Annotated in this window: 18 protein-coding genes; 3 read left to right on the forward strand and 15 right to left on the reverse strand. The window is 55.0% G+C overall.

Going from position 1 to position 18,426, the window contains the following annotated elements:
* Window positions 1–418: 418 nt before the first annotated feature.
* A complete protein-coding gene (locus tag K5L82_RS11830; RefSeq protein ID WP_223134286.1) occupies window positions 419–1,396 on the forward strand; it encodes a calcium/sodium antiporter in 978 nt (325 codons plus the stop codon).
* 24 nt (window positions 1,397–1,420) lie between these two features.
* Here the strand turns inward: K5L82_RS11830 and K5L82_RS11835 are convergent, their stop codons facing one another.
* The 4 genes from K5L82_RS11835 to chrA all read right to left on the reverse strand — a co-directional run bounded on the left by K5L82_RS11835 (window position 1,421) and on the right by chrA (window position 4,622).
* Window positions 1,421–2,185, reverse strand: a complete 765-nt coding sequence (locus K5L82_RS11835) for a lysophospholipid acyltransferase family protein (RefSeq protein WP_223134287.1) — start codon at window positions 2,183–2,185, stop codon at window positions 1,421–1,423.
* A gap of 156 nt (window positions 2,186–2,341) precedes the next feature.
* Window positions 2,342–2,767, reverse strand: coding sequence for a peptide-methionine (R)-S-oxide reductase MsrB (gene msrB, locus K5L82_RS11840; protein WP_223134288.1), 426 nt, complete (start codon window positions 2,765–2,767; stop codon window positions 2,342–2,344).
* A gap of 10 nt (window positions 2,768–2,777) precedes the next feature.
* A complete protein-coding gene (msrA, locus tag K5L82_RS11845; RefSeq protein ID WP_223134289.1) occupies window positions 2,778–3,428 on the reverse strand; it encodes a peptide-methionine (S)-S-oxide reductase MsrA in 651 nt (216 codons plus the stop codon).
* A 15-nt stretch (window positions 3,429–3,443) separates the two neighbouring features.
* The gene (gene chrA / locus K5L82_RS11850; RefSeq protein WP_223134290.1) at window positions 3,444–4,622 is read right to left on the reverse strand and encodes a chromate efflux transporter; all 1,179 of its coding nucleotides are present in this window, start codon (window positions 4,620–4,622) and stop codon (window positions 3,444–3,446) included.
* A 137-nt stretch (window positions 4,623–4,759) separates the two neighbouring features.
* Between chrA and K5L82_RS11855 the strand changes: the two genes are divergently transcribed.
* Window positions 4,760–5,734, forward strand: a complete 975-nt coding sequence (locus K5L82_RS11855) for a metallophosphoesterase (RefSeq protein ID WP_223134291.1) — start codon at window positions 4,760–4,762, stop codon at window positions 5,732–5,734.
* Window positions 5,735–5,737: 3 nt separating this feature from the next.
* Here K5L82_RS11855 and K5L82_RS11860 read toward each other — a convergent pair whose 3' ends face one another.
* From K5L82_RS11860 to pqqA, 11 genes are all read right to left on the reverse strand, one after another.
* The gene (locus tag K5L82_RS11860; protein WP_223134292.1) at window positions 5,738–6,220 is read right to left on the reverse strand and encodes a CDP-archaeol synthase; all 483 of its coding nucleotides are present in this window, start codon (window positions 6,218–6,220) and stop codon (window positions 5,738–5,740) included.
* A 24-nt stretch (window positions 6,221–6,244) separates the two neighbouring features.
* On the reverse strand, window positions 6,245–7,621 hold the full coding sequence (locus tag K5L82_RS11865; RefSeq protein WP_223134293.1) for a class II fumarate hydratase: 1,377 nt from the start codon (window positions 7,619–7,621) through the stop codon (window positions 6,245–6,247).
* A 52-nt stretch (window positions 7,622–7,673) separates the two neighbouring features.
* Window positions 7,674–7,961, reverse strand: a complete 288-nt coding sequence (locus tag K5L82_RS11870) for a hypothetical protein (protein ID WP_114334574.1) — start codon at window positions 7,959–7,961, stop codon at window positions 7,674–7,676.
* Between the two features lie 93 nt (window positions 7,962–8,054).
* A complete protein-coding gene (locus K5L82_RS11875; protein ID WP_223134294.1) occupies window positions 8,055–9,809 on the reverse strand; it encodes a NahK/ErcS family hybrid sensor histidine kinase/response regulator in 1,755 nt (584 codons plus the stop codon).
* Window positions 9,793–10,956 (reverse strand): alcohol dehydrogenase-like regulatory protein ErcA, encoded by a 1,164-nt coding sequence (gene ercA / locus K5L82_RS11880; protein ID WP_133007386.1) that lies wholly within the window; start codon window positions 10,954–10,956, stop codon window positions 9,793–9,795. Before ercA ends, K5L82_RS11875 begins: the two co-directional genes overlap by 17 nt.
* A gap of 82 nt (window positions 10,957–11,038) precedes the next feature.
* Window positions 11,039–12,874 (reverse strand): alpha/beta hydrolase family protein, encoded by a 1,836-nt coding sequence (locus K5L82_RS11885; protein ID WP_316933391.1) that lies wholly within the window; start codon window positions 12,872–12,874, stop codon window positions 11,039–11,041.
* Window positions 12,855–13,988, reverse strand: coding sequence for a pyrroloquinoline quinone biosynthesis protein PqqE (pqqE, locus tag K5L82_RS11890; protein WP_223134295.1), 1,134 nt, complete (start codon window positions 13,986–13,988; stop codon window positions 12,855–12,857). Before pqqE ends, K5L82_RS11885 begins: the two co-directional genes overlap by 20 nt.
* On the reverse strand, window positions 13,985–14,269 hold the full coding sequence (pqqD, locus tag K5L82_RS11895) for a pyrroloquinoline quinone biosynthesis peptide chaperone PqqD (RefSeq protein ID WP_223134296.1): 285 nt from the start codon (window positions 14,267–14,269) through the stop codon (window positions 13,985–13,987). The genes pqqE and pqqD overlap by 4 nt, the downstream gene beginning before the upstream one ends.
* Window positions 14,259–15,014, reverse strand: coding sequence for a pyrroloquinoline-quinone synthase PqqC (pqqC, locus tag K5L82_RS11900; protein WP_133007383.1), 756 nt, complete (start codon window positions 15,012–15,014; stop codon window positions 14,259–14,261). The genes pqqD and pqqC overlap by 11 nt, the downstream gene beginning before the upstream one ends.
* 8 nt (window positions 15,015–15,022) lie before the next feature.
* A complete protein-coding gene (pqqB, locus tag K5L82_RS11905) occupies window positions 15,023–15,940 on the reverse strand; it encodes a pyrroloquinoline quinone biosynthesis protein PqqB (RefSeq protein ID WP_223134297.1) in 918 nt (305 codons plus the stop codon).
* A 55-nt stretch (window positions 15,941–15,995) separates the two neighbouring features.
* Window positions 15,996–16,067 carry a pyrroloquinoline quinone precursor peptide PqqA gene (gene pqqA, locus K5L82_RS11910; protein ID WP_007153157.1) on the reverse strand — a complete coding sequence of 24 codons (72 nt, stop codon included), beginning with the start codon at window positions 16,065–16,067 and terminating at the stop codon, window positions 15,996–15,998.
* 232 nt (window positions 16,068–16,299) lie between these two features.
* On the opposite strand from pqqA, the gene K5L82_RS11915 reads away from it, so the two are divergent.
* A complete protein-coding gene (locus tag K5L82_RS11915) occupies window positions 16,300–18,426 on the forward strand; it encodes a NosR/NirI family protein (RefSeq protein WP_223134298.1) in 2,127 nt (708 codons plus the stop codon).

The following is an 18,426-nucleotide window of genomic DNA, read 5'->3' on the forward strand; positions in this document are numbered from 1 at the left end:
TTCCCACCTTAGCTAATGTTGAGCTTGGCACCGCTCCACGATCAGCAAAGCGGTCTGTCGAAAGCTGACACTGCGCGAGGTAAAGGGCGCAGCCTGATGCTTTCTGTCGAAATTGTGCGCATTATCCCGCTTTTTGCCGGAATAATAAATTGCGATTGCCAACTGCATGCAAATTGGTTTTGAGCATGCGGGGCTGGTCTGAAGATTGTCACGAGACGCGATTCTCTCGTCTTTTGTTAACAATATCAGCGCCACTTTAGTCTGATACCGTTTTCCTGTTAATGCGGGTCATTGCTTATATGGGAAAATCCTGCGTTCCCGGGGCTGACCTTAAATACAGACTTGCTGTATCTTGTCCGGCATCCATACTTAGCGCCTTGCGCGAAAAGTGTTCTGAATTTTGAATCGAGGTTTATCTATGTTGATGGCTATTGGCGCCATTATTCTGGGGCTGGTTCTCTTGGTTTGGAGTGCCGATAAATTTGTTGAAGGCGCAGCAGCCACCGCCAAACATTTGGGCATGCCCACCTTGCTGATTGGCATGGTGATCATCGGATTCGGCACCTCGGCTCCCGAGCTTGCGGTTTCGGCTATGGCCGCTTCCGACGGCAATCCGGGGTTGGCACTCGGTAATGGTTACGGCTCAAACATCACCAATATTGCTTTGATTGTCGGCCTCACCGCGCTCATTGCACCTATTGCCGTGCACTCTCAGGTTATCCGCAAAGAACTTCCCCTGCTGGTGGTGCTCACGCTGATCGCGGGCGCGCAGTTATTAGACGGTGAACTATCGCGGCTCGACGGCTGGGTGCTTCTGGGCGTCTTCGCGGCCGTTATGGGCTGGTCCATCTACCAAGGCATCAAGGGCAAGAGTGATCCGATAGCAGAGGGCATCGATGCCGAGCTGATTAGCCACCCGATGCCAATGAAAAACGCCATTATCTGGCTGGTGGTCGGACTGATTCTGCTGATCGTCAGCTCCCGCATACTGGTGTGGGGTGCGATCACCATAGCACAGGCACTTGGCATCAGTGATCTGGTTATTGGTTTAACCATTGTCGCCATTGGCACCTCACTGCCCGAACTGGCATCCGCCCTGGCCGCAGTCAAAAAGAACGAGCACGATCTGATTCTCGGCAACATTCTGGGCTCAGGCATATTCAACACATTGGCTGTAGTAGGGCTGGCAGCCACTATTCAACCCCTATCGGTTGATCCCGAAGTATTGTATCGAGACTGGACTCTCATGCTCGGTTTAACCATCGCATTGCTAGTAATGGGATTCGGCATCACAGGTTGGCGCAGACTCATCTCGCGCGTCGACGGGGTACTCCTGCTGACGGCCTACATCGCTTACACCGGCTACCTGTTCTCCACTGTGGTTTCAGCGGCCTGATCACGACGCCTGAGGGGCCGGAGATTACTCTGGCTCACCATCGCCCAGCAAAACCAACATGCGCGCCCGAACTTCCTCCATCACCTCTGGAAGTTCGTCCTTGTTCTTGCCTGCCGTATCGAGGATGGCACCAACCCGAACATCCACTGGCTGCCCCAGATTGATCTGAAGACTCCGTGCCGGCAGTACCTTATGCACCCCCCGAATGGCGACCGGTACAATGACCGCTTCGGTATCGAACGCCAAATGGAAACATCCTTTCTTGAAAGGCAATAACTGACCATCCGGTGAGCGGGTTCCCTCTGGCGCAGCCCAGAGCACAATACCGCTTTCCATCATCGACTTGGCCTTTTCCAGATCCTGAACCGCTTCCGCGCGATTGGAGCGATTGATCCATGGAAACTCTGCCGCCGCCATGGCCTGCCCGAGCAATGGAATTCGAGACAACTCCTGCTTAGACAACATTCGAATGGAGCCTGGAAAAGACACAAAACTGATGGGAATGTCGTAGTGGCTGGCGTGGGTGCACATGATGATGTAGCTGCGGCCATCGTTGAAATCCGGCACTTCGCCCCGAACCGTCAAACTGGCGCGGACCAATCTTAGCAAGGTAGCCGACCACTCCCTGCAGTACTTATCCACTATAGGTCGGTTCAGTTGGCCAAACAGGGCTCGCAGCAAGATCAACAGCGAGTAGACAGCCGTCAACCCAACCGAACCCAGCACCACCGCGATGCGGCGCAACAAAGTTGCTGATTCAGTTAGAGGGCTTAAATTCAGACGATTCATCAGATACACCTTTCCCATAGGCAAGCAGCGGATACTTACGCCTAATTATATCGGCTTGGCTGTTTGCGGGATAACGCACAAAGGTCTTACTTAGGCAAAGGGAAGGCGTTGGTCAGACGGAATGCCAGCAGCGCCGAAGCACTGCCGAAGAGGCCATTAATCGGTCTCGTGAAACACCATGGAAATGGAGTTTAGACAATAGCGTTGCCCCGTTGGCGGTGGGCCGTCCGGAAACACATGTCCTTGATGGCTGTCGCAGCGGGCACAACGAATTTCCGTGCGTGTCATACCCAAACTGGTGTCTTCGATATAGCGAAGATGATCGGGATCGAAGGGCTGAAAGAAGCTCGGCCAGCCGGTTCCGGAATCGAACTTAGCATCAGAGCCAAACAACGGCAGGTCGCATAGGCGGCAGTGATACACACCGGTCTTCTTGTTATCCAGCAAGGTACCGCAAAACGGATGTTCAGTACCGTGGTCCAGCAACACTCGCTTTTCTTCGTCGGTCAGCCCGGCGGTTTTTTCGTCCACCTGAGCTTTGCTCAGAGGCGTTACGTCGTAGCCTGCAGCAGACATACTCATGGAATTCTCCTCACGCCAGGTCAGAGTCGTCCTGGCTGGTTTCGGGTTTTAGTCGGTCTGGCCAAGCGGCGGCCAGTTTTTCCATTTTCGGCGCGGCAACGGCCATAATATAGGGTTGCCAGGGGTTGCGCGCAGCAAAGTTCTGATGGTGAGCTTCTGCAGGGTAGAAAGCTTCCAGAGGCTCAATCGTTGTCACAACTGGCGCGGAATAGACACCCGAGTCATTCAATTGTTGAATGTACGCTTCTGTAAGCGCTTTTTGCTCTTCGGTTTCATAAAACACGGCTGACCGATACTGGGTACCTACGTCGTTACCCTGTCGGTTCAGCTGCGTAGGGTCATGAGCCACCGAGAAAAACACCCTCAACAATTCGCCAAAACCGACTTTCGCCGGGTCGTAGTGCACATCAATCACTTCTGCATGCCCGGTTGATCCTGTGCAGACAGCTTCGTAATTGGCCGTTTCGGCTGAGCCACCTGCGTAGCCGGATTCCACCCCGGTTACGCCGTCGATGGCCAGGAAAACAGCCTCTACACACCAGAAACACCCCCCGGCCACAACAATATGAGCGCTATCAGAACCTTCGTTTAATTCATGCTCCGGCTTAGGGAACCGGCTGCGAGGCACATTCAGCCCCGGGATATTGCATGCTTCGCTCATAATCCTATCCATCCTTCAAAACAATATGATGCCCAGTATGGCACTTACCGGAGCCAGGCCCCAAACGGGCCAGCGCAAAACCGCTAACGCCAACCACAGTAACAAAGCGATGGCGAAATCTGTTGATCCCTGCACCGCCGACGTCCATACCGGGTCGTACAGCGCAGCCAAAAGCAGGCCAACCACGCCGGCATTGACACCAGCAAGCGCGGCCCGCGCCTTGGGGTGTTTTCGTACCCAACGCCACAATGGCAGACCGGCAAACACCAAAAGGGTTCCGGGAAGAAACACTGCCAAAAGGGCGATTACCGCACCGGGAACACCCGCTTCGATGCCTCCCAGGAACGCCGAGAAGGTAAACAGGGGGCCCGGCACCGCCTGAGCCGCCCCGTAACCCGCGAGAAAGGTATCCGCTGTCATCCGCCCCGTTTCAACAAAACCTTCCTGTAGCCAAGGCAAAACCACATGGCCGCCGCCAAACACTAGAGACCCTGTCTTGTAGAGCTCTGCCCCAACCCAAGCCAGAGAACCCGGGGCCAACGGCATTAACGAAAACACCAACAGACAGGCAAACAACACCGCAAACAACCAAGGCTTACGAACCTGCAACCCGACCGTCATCGGCTCGACCGCCTTGCCTGAGCTCAGGCTCAAACTCACTCCGGCGACTCCCGCCAAAGCTAATAGCATAAGCTGCATCCAGGCCGCACCAACCCACAGCAATGCACTCGCCACCAGCAATGCGATCACTCGTCGCGGCAGATCAGGGCAGAGTGTTCGCCCCATCTGCCAGACAGCCTGCGCTACCACGGCAACGACAAAAAGTTTCAGCCCGTGCACCCAGCCGCCTGACCCGACTTCCGGCCAGTGCGTGAGCCCGAATGCAAACAAGGTCATCAGCAGCGCTGACGGCAGCGTAAATCCCAGCCAGGCTGCAAAGGCGCCCTTGTAGCGTCCACGCAACAAACCAATGGTCAGTCCTACCTGGCTGGAAGCCGGGCCCGGCAATAACTGGCACAGCGCCACGACTTCACCAAAGGCCTCTGAAGGCAGCCATTTTCGACGGGTCACGAATTCGTCATGAAAAAAGCCAAGATGCGCAGCTGGGCCGCCAAACGCGGTTAGCCCCAAGCGAAGAAATATCTTGAAAATCTGCCAGCCAGACACCGAAGCAGACCGGCCAATGTCAGTCATCGTCTATCTCCCAATAGCTCCCTAATAAGTCCTCGGTATACATGAACATTGTATCGCTAAAGTTGCAGATGCCCAGTGACCAACCATAATGACAACAGGGATCAGCATAAGGTCCCGCTCGGCATCAGGGAATTAGCATGACAGCGAAGGTTCGCGAACCCAAGAATCAGGAAGAGCTCTTACTCTACCGACTGAGCCTGCGATTAGGCCCGGTGCACGCCCGCCAGCGTCTGGGCATCGAGCAAGAGTCGGAAGCCTTGCTGCTGGGCCGGGACAAACGCTCCTTCCACCTCGAAAATCTCACGAACGCACCGCGATTAATCCGCTTTTGCCTTAAAGCCCTTGGCCTATTTAGTCGGGCCCAGGCCAACAGTCGAAAACTCAGAACCGCTACCAATACGTTCAAGGTGCACAACTTGCCAATGGCGTTCGAGGGCTTTCGCATCCTGCACCTGACCGACCTGCATGTGGATATGGACGAGCAGAACCTGCAAGCGGTCATCCGGCAGATCCAATCGCTGAATTACGATGTGTGCGTGCTAACGGGTGATTACCGCCAACTCACCTGGGGGCCGATAGAGGCCTCTCTGGATGGTATGGCCAGGCTACGGGAAGCCGTCCGAGGCGACGCTTATGCTGTACTGGGAAACCACGACAGTGTTCGCATGGTGCCTGCTCTGGAGGATATGGGCTACCGATTGCTTTTGAACGAAATGATGCCGCTGACCCGTTCCGGTGAAACTATCTATCTGGCAGGCATCGACGACGCTCACTACTACAAAGCCCACAACTTGCACAAAGCCGGCGACGATATTCCAGCTGGAGGCGTAAGCCTGCTGCTCAGCCACACCCCCGAAGTCTGGCGAGAGGCCGCCCATGCCGGCTACGACCTGTTCCTGTGCGGACACACCCACGGCGGCCAGCTCTGTTTACCCGGCGGAATCCCTGTGACGCTGGATTCCGATTGCCCTCGCCATCTAGGCCGGGGGTTCTGGCGAGTGAACGGCATGCAGGGATATACCTCTCCGGGTGCAGGCACATCCGTGTTGAACGTTCGCCTAAATTGCCCGCCGGAAGTCACCGTGCATACGTTGACACGCGGCCCAGCTTAGGAATCAATGGGGCTGTTTGCGAATACCCAAACGGTATAGCAAAGGGGAGAAAAGCATATTCGACAAGGCAAAAAGCACGGCAATCGCCGAGATTTCCCAAAACGGCAAAGGAAGCCAGAACCAAGCCATCAGCATCGGTAACGCAGCTTCAGGTAGCTGATCAAGCCAGACGGCTCGAGCACTCGAAGCCAGGCCAGTTCGGCGTTTAATGAAGCTGCTGAGCAAATCTCCGAGCAAAGACAGTGCACCAAAACATGCACCGAAGACCCAGCCAAGATCTAACCAAAGCGCAAACAACGAACACGTTAAGGTGCCCGAGAGCAGACCACGCCACGTCTTGCTCGGCCCGAAAATTGGCCGATCATCCGACCACGTCAGGCCGGCATCCACAGGCCAGTCACCATATTTCGGCAGCAGCCGAGCCACGACCACCGGAACACCGTTGGCCATCACCAACAACACAAAGAGTTCCAGCGATAACAACAAGAACTCACCTCCGGCCATGCCTGCTTAAGCGAGACCTCCACGGGTCAATTTCAGTGGGTCCATGAGCTCTTCTAGCCGTGCACGGCCCAACCCACTCCGCTCTTCGGCCACGTCGATCACCGGGCGCCCGGTGCTGTATGCCTCTTTGGCAATCTCGGATGCCAACGCATAACCAATTTCCGGATTCAGCGCCGTCACCAGCACCGGATTGCGGCTAACGCCATCACTTAAATGATCGGCATTAACGGTAAAGCCCTGGATCGACTTGTCCGCCAGAATCCCGGCAGCGCCCGACATCAGTTTGATCATGTCCAGCAAGTTACCGGCAACCAATGGCAACATTACATTGAGCTGAAAGTTACCCGACTGACCAGCAATCGCGACGGCCGCGTCTAGCCCCATGACCTGAGCCGAAGCCATAGCGACCGACTCCGGAATCACTGGGTTTACCTTACCCGGCATGATGCTGCTACCCGGTTGCAGAGCCGGCAGGCTGATTTCAGCCAGACCATGGATCGGGCCGCTGTTCATCCAGCGCAAATCGTTGGCGATTTTCGTGAGTACCACCGCCACCCCCCGCAACTGGGCCGACAACGACAACGGTGCATCCACTGCGCTTATGCCAACAAACTTATGCTCAAGGGACTTAAACGAAAATCCGGTATTCATTTTCAGGAATTTGACGAATTGTTTAGCAAATTCGGAAGCCGCATTGACCCCGGTGCCCACGGCCGTTCCGCCTTGGGGCAAATACGCTAATTCACCAAGCACCGACTCCAAACGCTTTTCAACCGCCGCCAATTGTTCACGCCAGGTTCTCAGCTCCTGTCCAAGCGTCACCGGCATAGCATCCATCAGGTGCGTTCTACCGGTTTTTACTTGTTTGCTGTATTCCGCTTCGCGTTCGTAAATCACACCCTGCAGGTGCGACAGCGCTGGCATTAAGTGCCCTTTGACCGCCAGCAGTGAACTCACATGAATGGCCGTTGGAATCACATCGTTAGAGCTTTGGCTCATGTTAACGTGATCGTTCGGATGAACGTCATGGCCCTGCTTGGCGGCAATCGAGGCGATGACCTCATTCAGATTCATGTTGGTACTCGTGCCAGAACCTGTCTGGTAGCGATCGATCGGGAACTGGTCGGCGTATTCACCCAGAATCAATTTCTCGCAGGCATGGGCAATCGCATCCCGACGCTGGCCGTCTAACAAACCCAATGACGCATTTGCCTGCGCCGCCGCACGCTTCACCTGTGCCATGGCCTTGATGAAATTTTCGGGCATGGGCTGGCCGCTCACAGGGAAGTTATCAATGGCCCGCTGGGTCTGTGCTCCCCATAGCGCATTGGCGGGAACCATCACTTCCCCCAGACTATCCTTTTCCACTCGGTAATCGCTCATCACACCTTCCCTATTTTTGCTTTGCCATGCTTATCAGCACACGCGCTTACACCTAGCCTGCGCGCGCCGGTGACTTTAATCGGACATGGTCGCAAATACCGGTGACTTGCTCAAAGTTGAGGATCAAGGTATGCACGGTCAAGGTGTAAGTATCATGCAGATGGAATTTGAAACGCCGCTGTTTCTCCCCTTGGAGAAACGCATCATATTCACGCACCAGTTCCCGAACGTCACCACCTTCATTCTGGCTCCAGGTGGCATTGTATGGGCCTAGCACGGCGCCGCCTGCAAGGCAGACGGTGACTTCGTGATTGGTGAGACTGCCGTTCTCCGTTGTCATAAGCCACTCCTACAAAAGATGCCTTCTATCAGTGTAGTCGCTATACCGCCCCGAAAAGGTGGTGTCACTCCGCCAGAAAGAAGAACAGCGCCTTCAAATGGGCGACGATGCGACGAAACTGGTTAACAACGCCCTCAACCGATTCGGCTTAACAGGCTTATTCAGCACAGGCAGATACTGTGCCCGTAATAAGGTGCGAACCTCATCGCTACGATCTGCCGTAATAATAGCGCCCGGCACATCTTCTCCCAGATACTTCCGCACTCTATGAATAGCGTCGAATCCGGTCAGACCGTCGTCCAAATGGTAGTCCGCAAGCACGACAGTCGGTCGTTTCCCGGATCGGGCAAGTTCCGCCAGCGCTTCTTCGCGACCAAGAACAGGCATGACCTCACACCCCCATCGTTCGAGCAGCATCTGCATACTTTCGAGCACGGCGGGTTCGTTATCGATCACCAGTATCAAAGCTCTATTAAAGCCCTCTTCCAACACCGGCGGAATAACCGGCGGCTGACGTTTTTCATAGCGAGGTGCCGAGGCCCTCGACAACGTCAGTGTAAACCGGGAGCCTTGGCCCATTTTAGACGCCACATCAATTTGGCACCCCAGCACACCCACCATTCGTTCCACAATCGCCAAGCCCAAACCCGCCCCTTGTCGGCCGCCTGCGCCTTGCGGCAGCACCTGGTGGAACTCGGCAAAGATATCCCGGAGTTTTTCGGGCGCGATTCCCACACCCGTGTCCCATACTTGCAGTTGCACACTTTCATCTCGCACACGCACCGCCAGCAAAACCCCCCCTTGCCGGGTATATCGAAATGCGTTGCTTAAGAGATTCCTGACAATACGGGCAAGCATACGCTGATCGGTCTGGACAAACGCAGAGGTACTGCGGATCCGAAAATCAAGCTCCTCATTGGCGGCAACGGCGCTAAACTCTTCACCCAGATCCCGCACCAGCTCGTTGATATCGAGATGGATAAAATCTGGCTTCATGGCCTGCTGATCCAGCTTGGAGATATCCAGCAGATCAGCCAAGAGTTCTTCCGCGCCTTCTAGAGCTCGATGAGCCTGCCGAACCATCTTGCTTTCGCTCTCTGGCAAAGCCCCTTCCTGAAGCGCCGATACCATCAAACGCGCGGCGTTTAATGGTTGCAATAAGTCGTGACTGGCCGCTGCCAGGTATTTGTCTTTGCTACGATTTGCTTCTTCAGCAATTTCCTTGGCAACGACCAATTCCCGCTCGACCTTTTCGCGTTCTTCAATCTGATAGCGCAAATCATCATTGGCGTTCTGCAGTGCCTCTGTACGCTCTAAAACTCGATGTTCCAGCTCTGCATTCAGCCGTTCAAGTCTTTGGCGGGCATGAACGCGTTCCGATATGTCCGCCACGAAAGTTTCGACAACCTCGGGGCCGAGATCGGGGCGCCTAAGCATAGTAATGGCCACATCCACCGATGTTTGATCGGCGCGCCGAAACCGGGTTTCCCGTGCATTCAGGCTTCCACGATCCAGCAACTCCTGGCGAAGCGCGTCGAACTCTGCCGCGCTAAAAAAAAGCTGTTCTCGCAATCGCACAATGCTGTTTTGTAATTGCTCTGCGCTGTCATAACCGCAAATACGCGCCATCGCCGGGTTACAAGCGACAAAACCGCCTCGGAGATTGGCTTGAAATATCCCATGAAGCGCATTCTCGAACAGCCATTTATACCGATTGCGCTCCTGTTCAAGCTCGTCAATTTGCTGCTGAAGTGCGGGATAATAATTTTTTCGAACGGACTGACGACCTAACCCCAACAGGTCGCCTATGCCGTATTCGCCTGGGTCCGTATCAGAGGGCTTCTTCATAAACCACCTGAACGTCCCTCAGCGACGACTTTCGAGGGTTAGTCAGTATGCAGGGATCTTTCAGGGCATAGCCGGAAAGGTAAGGAATGTCAGACACGCTCACGCCTAACTCATGTAAACGCGCTTCCAACCCGAGTGTTTTCTTGAGCGAGATGATTCTCGACATCAAGCGCCTTTTGACCAGCGCATTAGTCATACCACGGGTATCAATATCCATCGCCTCAGCCACTCGCCGAAAGCGATCCTCCGCCGAGGCGAAGTTATAAGCGACGACGTGTTCTAGTAGAAGCGCATTACACAAACCGTGGGGCAGATCGAGAAATCCGCCCAAACTATGGGACATGGCGTGTACGGCGCCAAGGATAGCATTCGAGAACGCAAGGCCCGCCTGCATGGACGCAAGCATGATTTGCTCTCTAAGCACCGGATCAGACGGGTTTGCCACCAAAGGCTCTAAGTTGCGGTTAATCAGGCGGATGGCTTCCAACGCATGCGTATCGGTGAGAGGCCCACTGCCCGTAGAAACGAAGGCCTCAATCGCGTGAACCAAAGCATCTACGCCCGTGCAAGCAGTAAGATACGACCCCATGGTTTCTGTCACCTCGGGGTCGATCAGGGACACATCTGGAACCACCGCTTTGCTGATAATAGAGAATTTGAAACGGCGATCTGGATCCGAAATGATCGCGAACTGAGAGACATCCGCCGATGTCCCGGCCGTAGTAGGTATCAATATCAGAGGCGGTGGCGGATTGGTAATGGTATCCACACCTTCAAACTCAAGAATACTGCGCCCGTGAGTTGCAACGATGCCAATCCCCTTGGCGCAATCCATGGGACTACCACCACCGATGGCAACAATCACATCGCACTGGTTGGCCAGGTACTGTTCAGCCCCGGCCATCACCTCATCTACCTTCGGGTTGGGTGAGATTGCTGTAAACGTCGTACTTTCAAGCCCCGACTCGGCTAACAACTGCTCTATCTCGTGCACCCAACCCGCGGCCTTCACACCCGGATCAGATACCAAAAAGACATGCCTCGCACCAAAATTGGCCGCGAAGTTCGCAACCGACCGTCGGGAGCCGGCCCCAAATACGATTTCTGGCGAGACAAACTTGCGAAGGGATGAAATGTCATGACTCATGGCGGCCTTATCAACTCGGTTGTTGTTATAGGTATTGCTAACATACTACCCCATGTTTCAGGGCGCGACACCGGGCTTTTGGCTACCGCCTCCGACTCGCCAAGCTTGAATAGAACCGCCAAAGCGTGTCAAGTACTTTGACCTGGCTCTCCAAGGTGCGGAATCCGTGCTCCTCTTCATCGAACCAAACAAGCTCTGCTTGCTGGCCAGTCTCTTTAAGGGCCTTAACCATCGAGAGCGTCTGCTCTGGAACAACAACGCGGTCACGCCCACCTTGAAAGAACAACGACGGGCAAGCAATCTGCCTGGCCAGTCGCGCCGGTGTACGAGTTTGCCATCGATGCCCTTTTGGCCCAGGTTCACCTAAAAGCCAATCCAGATAACCGGACTCAAAGCGATGAGTGGCGGCTTTCAACGTTAGCGGGTCGGTAACACCGTATAAACTTGCCAGCCCACTCAGGCGCTGCTCAGGTTGGATAGCCGACATAAGCGCGGTATAGCCTCCCGAGCTTCTGCCCTGAATAAACACCCTGTTGGGGTCAACCAAACCAGCGTCGCTGAGCGCAGCTTTCATCCTGAACATATCGGCGACATCGGTCTCGCCCCATTGGCCCGCCAGCGCCTGCCTGAACTCGCGACCAAACCCGGTGCTGCCGGTATAATTCACTTCCGCAACCGCAAACCCCCGCTGACACCAGAACTGCGCCTGGGGATTGAATGTTGCGTAGGCCGCCGACGTTGGCCCGCCGTGCGCGATCAAAATAAGCGGCGGCTTTTCAACAGGGTGCTCCGGCAGGTACAAAAACCCTTGCAACGCGTGAGGATGCTCGCCGCCAGATGGGAGCACAATACTCTCTGGCCATACACAGCTCTTACCACCTAGAGGAACAGGCGCACTAAACAGTGGCTGAGCTTGCTGTCCGGCCAAAAGATTCAATCGTAAAATCGTGTCGCTCAGATCTGGCCTGCGCGCGACACAATATAGATCGTCGCCGCTGACGACGAGATCACGAAAATCGGTGTATGCACTAGCAACTTGCCTGATCTCGCCTTTCTGTTCCAGCCATAGCTCACCAATGCCTTGGCGATAGCGGACCCGTGCCCAACCACCTCCCGGTAGAGGGCAAGCATGTTTTTCTGCCAACTGCCATGGCGCATTCGCGTGGTCCGTGCTGGAAGAAAGTGCGGGTAACCAATGCAGCTTTCCGTCTTGCCGGACCACCCGATAAGGCTGCCACCAATTACCGTGGTCTGAGACAACCCACAAACTTTGTGCCACGAATTGCGGTTGCTGAACGCTGCCGCCCCCAGGCGGTTCGGCTTTGGCGACATTTACCGGCTGACCGGAGCTCTCAAACTCAGCGAGACAAACCCACGATTGATCCCACGGCATATGGGGAGAAAACCACCCGGTCCATGCAATCTGCTGCCCATCCTGACAGACGGCTGGAGCCCCGTAGAAGTCAAATTGATCATCCAGGACCGTCAGACGGCCAAAAAAATCAACGGCGACCAGGTCTTGCTCTCCCCGCTTCTCTCGAACAGCTATCCAACGCATCCGGAGCGGATCGGGCGTAAGCCCGCCCCATGTAGAATCTGGGTCCCTAACCAAAAGCTGCCGTTGGCCGCTCTTCAGATTCATGCTCCAAAGGCATTGTTCCTCCGACACCCAGCACACAAATTCCGAAGTGACTGCATAAGCGCCGCCACCGTAGCCGTTCAGCCGGCTGCGGATACTGTCCCCCGTATTCAGTCGCTCTGATCGTTGACCATCAAACCGCCAAAGACTGACAAAGCCGTCCTCGGGCTCTGTCGCCAACCAAAAAAGCATCCCCCCACTGACCCGCAACTCGGCATACTGTCGCGCCCCAGCACAGGCTTCCCGAGCTGAAATCAGGTTACTTTCGGAAAAAGACACGGGAGTTCTTGGTATTGCGATAAACGAGGTCGTCCAGCCCGGCCGTGGCATGCTCAGCCGCCGTCCGGGCAGCCAGAATTCGATCATGATGAGGTGACTTTCCACACACCGGGTCCGCATTATCGGCATCCCCAGTCAGCAGGTAGGCCTGACAGCGGCAGCCGCCAAAATCTTTGTCTTTTTCATCACAAGAGCGGCATGGCTCTGGCATCCAGCTGTCACCCCGATAATGGTTAAAACCGGGGCTTTGGTACCAGATTTCTTCGAGCGACATCGACTTTACGTTCGGAAATTCGATGGGAAGTAACCGAGCACTGTGGCACGGTAAGGCCGTCCCGTCAGGCGCTACGGTCAGGAACAGACTGCCCCAACCGTTCATGCAGGCCTTGGGGCGCTCCTCGTAATAATCCGGAGTCACAAAGATCACTTTCATGGGATGGTCTCGCTCCCGGAGTTCATCCCGGAAGTGATTCACCGTTGCCTCGGCGGCCTCTAACTGAGCTCGCGAGGGCATCAAGCCTTCACGATTGGCGAACGCCCAGCCATAGTATTGGCAGGTCGCCAACTCGACATAATCCGCCCCGAGACTTTCACAGAGCGTGAGAATATCCGACATCTGATGGATGTTATGGCGATGGATGACGAAATTGAGCACCATCGGATAGCCCGCTTCTTTCACCGCTCGGGCCATGGCCAACTTTTGTTCAAATGCCTTTTTGGAGCCCGCCACTGCATTGTTCAATTCCGGGTCTGAGGCCTGAAAACTTACCTGAATATGATCAAGCCCGGCCTCAGCAAAGGCCTGAACCTTGGCTTCTGTGAGCCCTAAACCTGAGGTGATCAAGTTGGTGTAATAACCCAATTCACGGGCACCCGCGATCAGCTCAGGCAAGTCTTGGCGCACCAACGGCTCACCGCCGGAAAAGCCCAGCTGGGCTGCGCCCATGGCGCGCCCCTGTCGAAGCACATCCAGCCACTGTTCAGTCGAGAGTTCTTGCTCACGGTCGGCGTAATCCAGCGGGTTCGAGCAATACGGACACTGGAGTGGGCAGCGATAAGTAAGTTCCGCCAGTAACCATAATGGCGGCCCGGCACTCGCATCAGAGCAGCTCATAACCATTCAATCCAATGTTGGTTCGCAGCATCGGCCAGAAACTGCTCGACATCACCCGACAGAGAACCGGCCTCCGGAAACTTGCTTTCAAGTGACGCGATAATTTCCTGTTTAGAGTGCACGCCATCCACCTCCGCCAGAATGGCGCCGGCACTGGCATTCAATTTAACCATGCCTTCGGGATACAACAGCACGTGACTTTGCTGAGCTGGCTCCCACTGAAAGCGAAAGCCTCTTCTCAAGTTCGGGATATCGGCCACAAAAACCTCCTTACACGCCACGATGCCAGACCTGTTTATCAGTCACGGTGTGATAGGGCGGCGTCTTGTGGACATAGGCCATAGACATGGCATCCAGCATGGCCCAGAGAATATCGAGCTTGAACTGCAATATCTCGAACGCCCGCTGCTGCTGAGCCTCCGTCACGAAGTGATCCAGGGTAATACTCAAGCCATGTTCCACATCTCGCCGCGCCTCGGACAAACGCTTACGGAAATAGCGGTAGCCGCCCTCTTCAATCCACGGATAGTGAGCCGGCCAACTGTCCAACCGGGACTGGTGAATCTCCGGCGCAAACAATTCGGTTAATGACGAACAGGCCGCTTCCTGCCAGGTCGCGCGGCGAGCAAAGTTAAGGTACGCATCCACGGCGAACCGCACCCCCGGCAACACGTGTCGCTGGTCAATCACCTCTTCCCGCGTCAGTCCTGTGGCTTCAGCCAGCTGTAACCAGGCCTCAATACCACCGGCCGAATCCTCGTCACCGTCATGGTCCAGAATCCGCTGCAACCACAACCGTCGTACCGCTGCATCCGGGCAGTTGGCCATGATGGCTGCATCTTTTTGGGGAATGTTGATCTGATAGTAATAACGGTTAGCCACCCAGCCTCGAATTTGCTCCGGTGTGCAGGCACCGCTGTACATGGCTCGATGGAAAGGGTGATGAATATGGTAAAAAGCGCCTTTCGCCCGCAACGCTTTTTCAAAACTTTCTCGATTCAGGACGGTGCTGACTTTAGCGTTCATAGCAGGTCTCACAACTCAATCTGCATACCGTCCCAGGACACTTCGATTCCGTGCGCCGCCAATTCAGCACGCTCCGGTGAATCTTCGTTCAGGATCGGATTGGTATTGTTGATGTGGATAAGAATCTTGCGGCTGGCGGGCAGGCTGTCGAGCAATTCGATCATGCCGCCTTCACCCGCCTGGGCCAGATGCCCCATTTGCTGACCGGTTCGGGTACCCACTTCCTGACGAATCATTTCATCGTCGTGCCAGACTGTACCGTCTACCAATAAAACATCGGCTTGCTCCATCCATGCCCGGATGCGTTCGTCCGGCTGACCAAGGCCCGGTGCGTAGAGCAGAGATTTATTCGCAACACGATCCCGAATGAAAAGGCCAATGTTGTCGCCCGGGTGCGGGTTATCACGGCGGGGCGAGTATGGCGGCGCATTACTGAGCAACGGAATTGCCGTCAGCTCCAGTGAGGGTGCGCAAGGAATAGTGAAAGGATCTTGTTCCGAAGCATGGACTTCACACCAGTTGAGCCCGCCGTTCCAATGCTTAAGCATCTCGAACAACGGAAAACCGCTGCTCAGATCATCACGAACCTGCGGCGTGCACCATACATCGAGGGGCAGTCCCTCACGCAGAGATAACAAGCCGGTGGTGTGGTCGACCTGGCTGTCCATCAACACGATGGCAGAAATACCGGTATCGCGTAGAGCTCGGGCCGGCTGCATGGCTGGAAAATCGGCTAACTGCGCTCGAATATCAGGCGAAGCGTTAAACAGAATCCAGTGTTCACCATCATCACTGATGGCTATGGATGATTGGGTGCGGGCACTGGCATTGAGGCTGCCGTCACGGAACCCGGAACAGTTAGAACAATTACAGTTCCACTGAGGAAACCCGCCGCCCGCTCCAGAACCCAGAATACGAATGTGCATACAAAACCTCCTGAGCCGGGATCAAACAGCCAGCCAAAGGCTGGCCATCTGTTACTCAGCGGTTAGCAAAGTACATGGTGACTTCGAAACCGATGCGCAGGTCTTCATAAGCTGGTTTGGTCCACATGATGATCACCTCTTGTCATGATTATTAGTGCGTTGCATGTATGTATCCGCACCCTTGGAAAGCCGAAGGGTACGATTTCATGCTAATGACAGAGGACCACTATCCATATGGTACTTTGGAACTGTTTTAGACCGCCTTAAAGTAGCAGCGCTTTGGCCCGCAGGTTCAATTGAGACTCCCCCGCAGGTACCTAACATGAGACAGATACAATAATAATGTCAGGAGAAGTCTTATGGCCGGGCGCTTGCTGCTCATCATCTTGATGGCATTCCCTTTATCAGGGCATACCGCGGAGGTACCTCAGGAAACCAAAGAGGTTATACAGGCGCTGTTTCCTTCAGCAACCGTCATTGAAGACAAGCTGCCTGACTTTCCCGTTTACCCGGTGTACCAATTACAGGAGCTGTTGGGCTACGCCTACGTCTCCACAGACTTCACCAAACTTCAGGGCTTTGCCGGAAAGCCGATCACCATGATGATCGGACTGGACACCAAAGGCCGCTTCACCGGGGTGAAAGTTCTGCACCATCACGAACCGGTCTTCCTACACGGCCTGGGCGAAGCGCCACTGACCGAGTTTGTGAACCAATACGAAGGCAGCGCTCTGACCGAACAGATCATCGTGCAGGCTTCCAGTCGCTCGGCGCGCAGCAACACCGGCGATCAGGTGTACTTCGACGGGGTCAGCAAAGCGACTGTTTCCGTGCTGATTATCAACGACACCATTCTTTCCTCGGCGCTTCAGGTCGCTCGAAACAAGCTCGAAGGCTTTACCCAAGCAGCCCCCACACAAGCCCGGCAAGATTTCTATGAACCACTGAATTGGCAGCAGATGCTGGAACGGGGTTACATCAACAAAGTCGCCATTTCTTCGGACGAGGTCGAAGCAAATCTCGGGCGCCCACTGTCGGACTACCCCATGGATCTCGAACCGGAGCCCGGCGAACCTTTTACCGAACTCTATTATGCCTACATGAACTCACCAATGGTGGGTCGCAACCTGCTGGGCGATCAGGCCTACGCGTCATTCCTTGAGCGCCTTAATGACCAAGGCAAGGTAATGTTGCTTATGTCTCGAGGGGTTTTCCAGCATGTGAGCCCGGACTTTGTCCCCGGCAGCACTCCCAGCCGGACGGGGTTGAATCAGGGCCAGCTGGCCATCGAGCTACGGGATCTGAACTGGCTGGAAACCGGGCAAACTCTTGCCGCACCCGGAGCCCCCGTCATGGACGCGATGAATCTGTTTCGAGTGGGCGGAAACGCCGGTTTCAACCCCGGCGCCGAGGCCAGCTTTCACCTGGACGTATCTCTGCCACGCAATCACCTGATCACTGATAACGCCCGTTTCACCATGCCCGTTGCGTTTGCCGATGAGCTATTTGAAACGGTGGAGGTGCAAGCGGATCCGCGCCAAAATCGCGAGCCGGTTTGGGTGGGTCTTTGGAAAGAACGCGGGTGGCAAATCGCTTTGTTGGTAGCCGCTTTGTCGATACTCACGGTATTTTTTGCCCGCCAGAAAACCCTGACCCGCCACCCGAAACTGGTGCACCGGTTCCGCTGGGGATTCCTGTTCTTCACGGTGTTCTTTATTGGCTTTTACGCCCAAGGCCAGCTGTCTGTGGTGAACATTTACACTCTGTTCCTGGCGCTGTGGGACGGTTTTTCCCTGAACGTGTTCCTGCTGGACCCGGTCATTTTCATTCTCTGGATTTACACCTTCGCCACTCTGTTTATCTGGGGACGCGGTTTATTTTGCGGCTGGCTATGCCCCTTCGGGGCCCTGCAAGAAATGGCATCCTGGCTCGGACAAAAACTCGGTTTGCGTCAGGTTAAAATTCCGGAACACTGGCATCGACGGCTTATCCTGCTGAAATACCCAATTCTGCTGACGCTGGTCGGTACTGCGTTCTATTCATTAACACTTGCAGAACAGTTGGCCGAGGTCGAGCCGTTCAAAACCAGCATTACCCTGCACTTTGTACGGTATTGGCCCTTCGTAGCGTATGCCGTCATTCTGCTGGTCATCGGCATGTTTGTGCACAAATTCTACTGCCGATATCTGTGCCCGCTAGGCGCCGGGCTTGCTGTACTGGGGCGCTTCCGTCTGTTCAGTTGGCTGGATCGGGTCAAACGATGCGGGCAACCCTGCCAGCACTGCAAGAACGAGTGTGGCATCAATGCCATCCGAAAAGATGGTCGTGTGGATTACGATGAGTGTATTCAGTGCTTGGAATGCGTGGTGATATTACGTGACCAGAACCAGTGCGTGGATGCCATTGTTCGCAACAAACAACAGCAAAAACAGGCAAGGATTCTGGCCACGGATGCTACACCACATCAGACCTCAGCAGCGCATTGA

Origin of the sequence: Marinobacter sp. AL4B, from assembly GCF_019916045.1 — a bacterium.
Classification (GTDB): domain Bacteria; phylum Pseudomonadota; class Gammaproteobacteria; order Pseudomonadales; family Oleiphilaceae; genus Marinobacter.

Bases quoted from the DNA above. Each gene is read 5' to 3' on its own strand.
- K5L82_RS11830 (WP_223134286.1), top strand. From the start codon at position 419: ATGTTGATGGCTATTGGCGCCATTATTCTGGGGCTGGTTCTCTTGGTT.
- K5L82_RS11835 (WP_223134287.1), bottom strand. From the start codon at position 2,185: ATGAATCGTCTGAATTTAAGCCCTCTAACTGAATCAGCAACTTTGTTG.
- msrB (WP_223134288.1), bottom strand. From the start codon at position 2,767: ATGAGTATGTCTGCTGCAGGCTACGACGTAACGCCTCTGAGCAAAGCT.
- msrA (WP_223134289.1), bottom strand. From the start codon at position 3,428: ATGAGCGAAGCATGCAATATCCCGGGGCTGAATGTGCCTCGCAGCCGG.
- chrA (WP_223134290.1), bottom strand. From the start codon at position 4,622: ATGACTGACATTGGCCGGTCTGCTTCGGTGTCTGGCTGGCAGATTTTC.
- K5L82_RS11855 (WP_223134291.1), top strand. From the start codon at position 4,760: ATGACAGCGAAGGTTCGCGAACCCAAGAATCAGGAAGAGCTCTTACTC.
- K5L82_RS11865 (WP_223134293.1), bottom strand. From the start codon at position 7,621: ATGAGCGATTACCGAGTGGAAAAGGATAGTCTGGGGGAAGTGATGGTT.
- K5L82_RS11870 (WP_114334574.1), bottom strand. From the start codon at position 7,961: ATGACAACGGAGAACGGCAGTCTCACCAATCACGAAGTCACCGTCTGC.
- K5L82_RS11875 (WP_223134294.1), bottom strand. From the start codon at position 9,809: ATGAAGAAGCCCTCTGATACGGACCCAGGCGAATACGGCATAGGCGAC.
- ercA (WP_133007386.1), bottom strand. From the start codon at position 10,956: ATGAGTCATGACATTTCATCCCTTCGCAAGTTTGTCTCGCCAGAAATC.
- pqqE (WP_223134295.1), bottom strand. From the start codon at position 13,988: ATGAGCTGCTCTGATGCGAGTGCCGGGCCGCCATTATGGTTACTGGCG.
- pqqC (WP_133007383.1), bottom strand. From the start codon at position 15,014: ATGAACGCTAAAGTCAGCACCGTCCTGAATCGAGAAAGTTTTGAAAAA.
- pqqB (WP_223134297.1), bottom strand. From the start codon at position 15,940: ATGCACATTCGTATTCTGGGTTCTGGAGCGGGCGGCGGGTTTCCTCAG.
- K5L82_RS11915 (WP_223134298.1), top strand. From the start codon at position 16,300: ATGGCCGGGCGCTTGCTGCTCATCATCTTGATGGCATTCCCTTTATCA.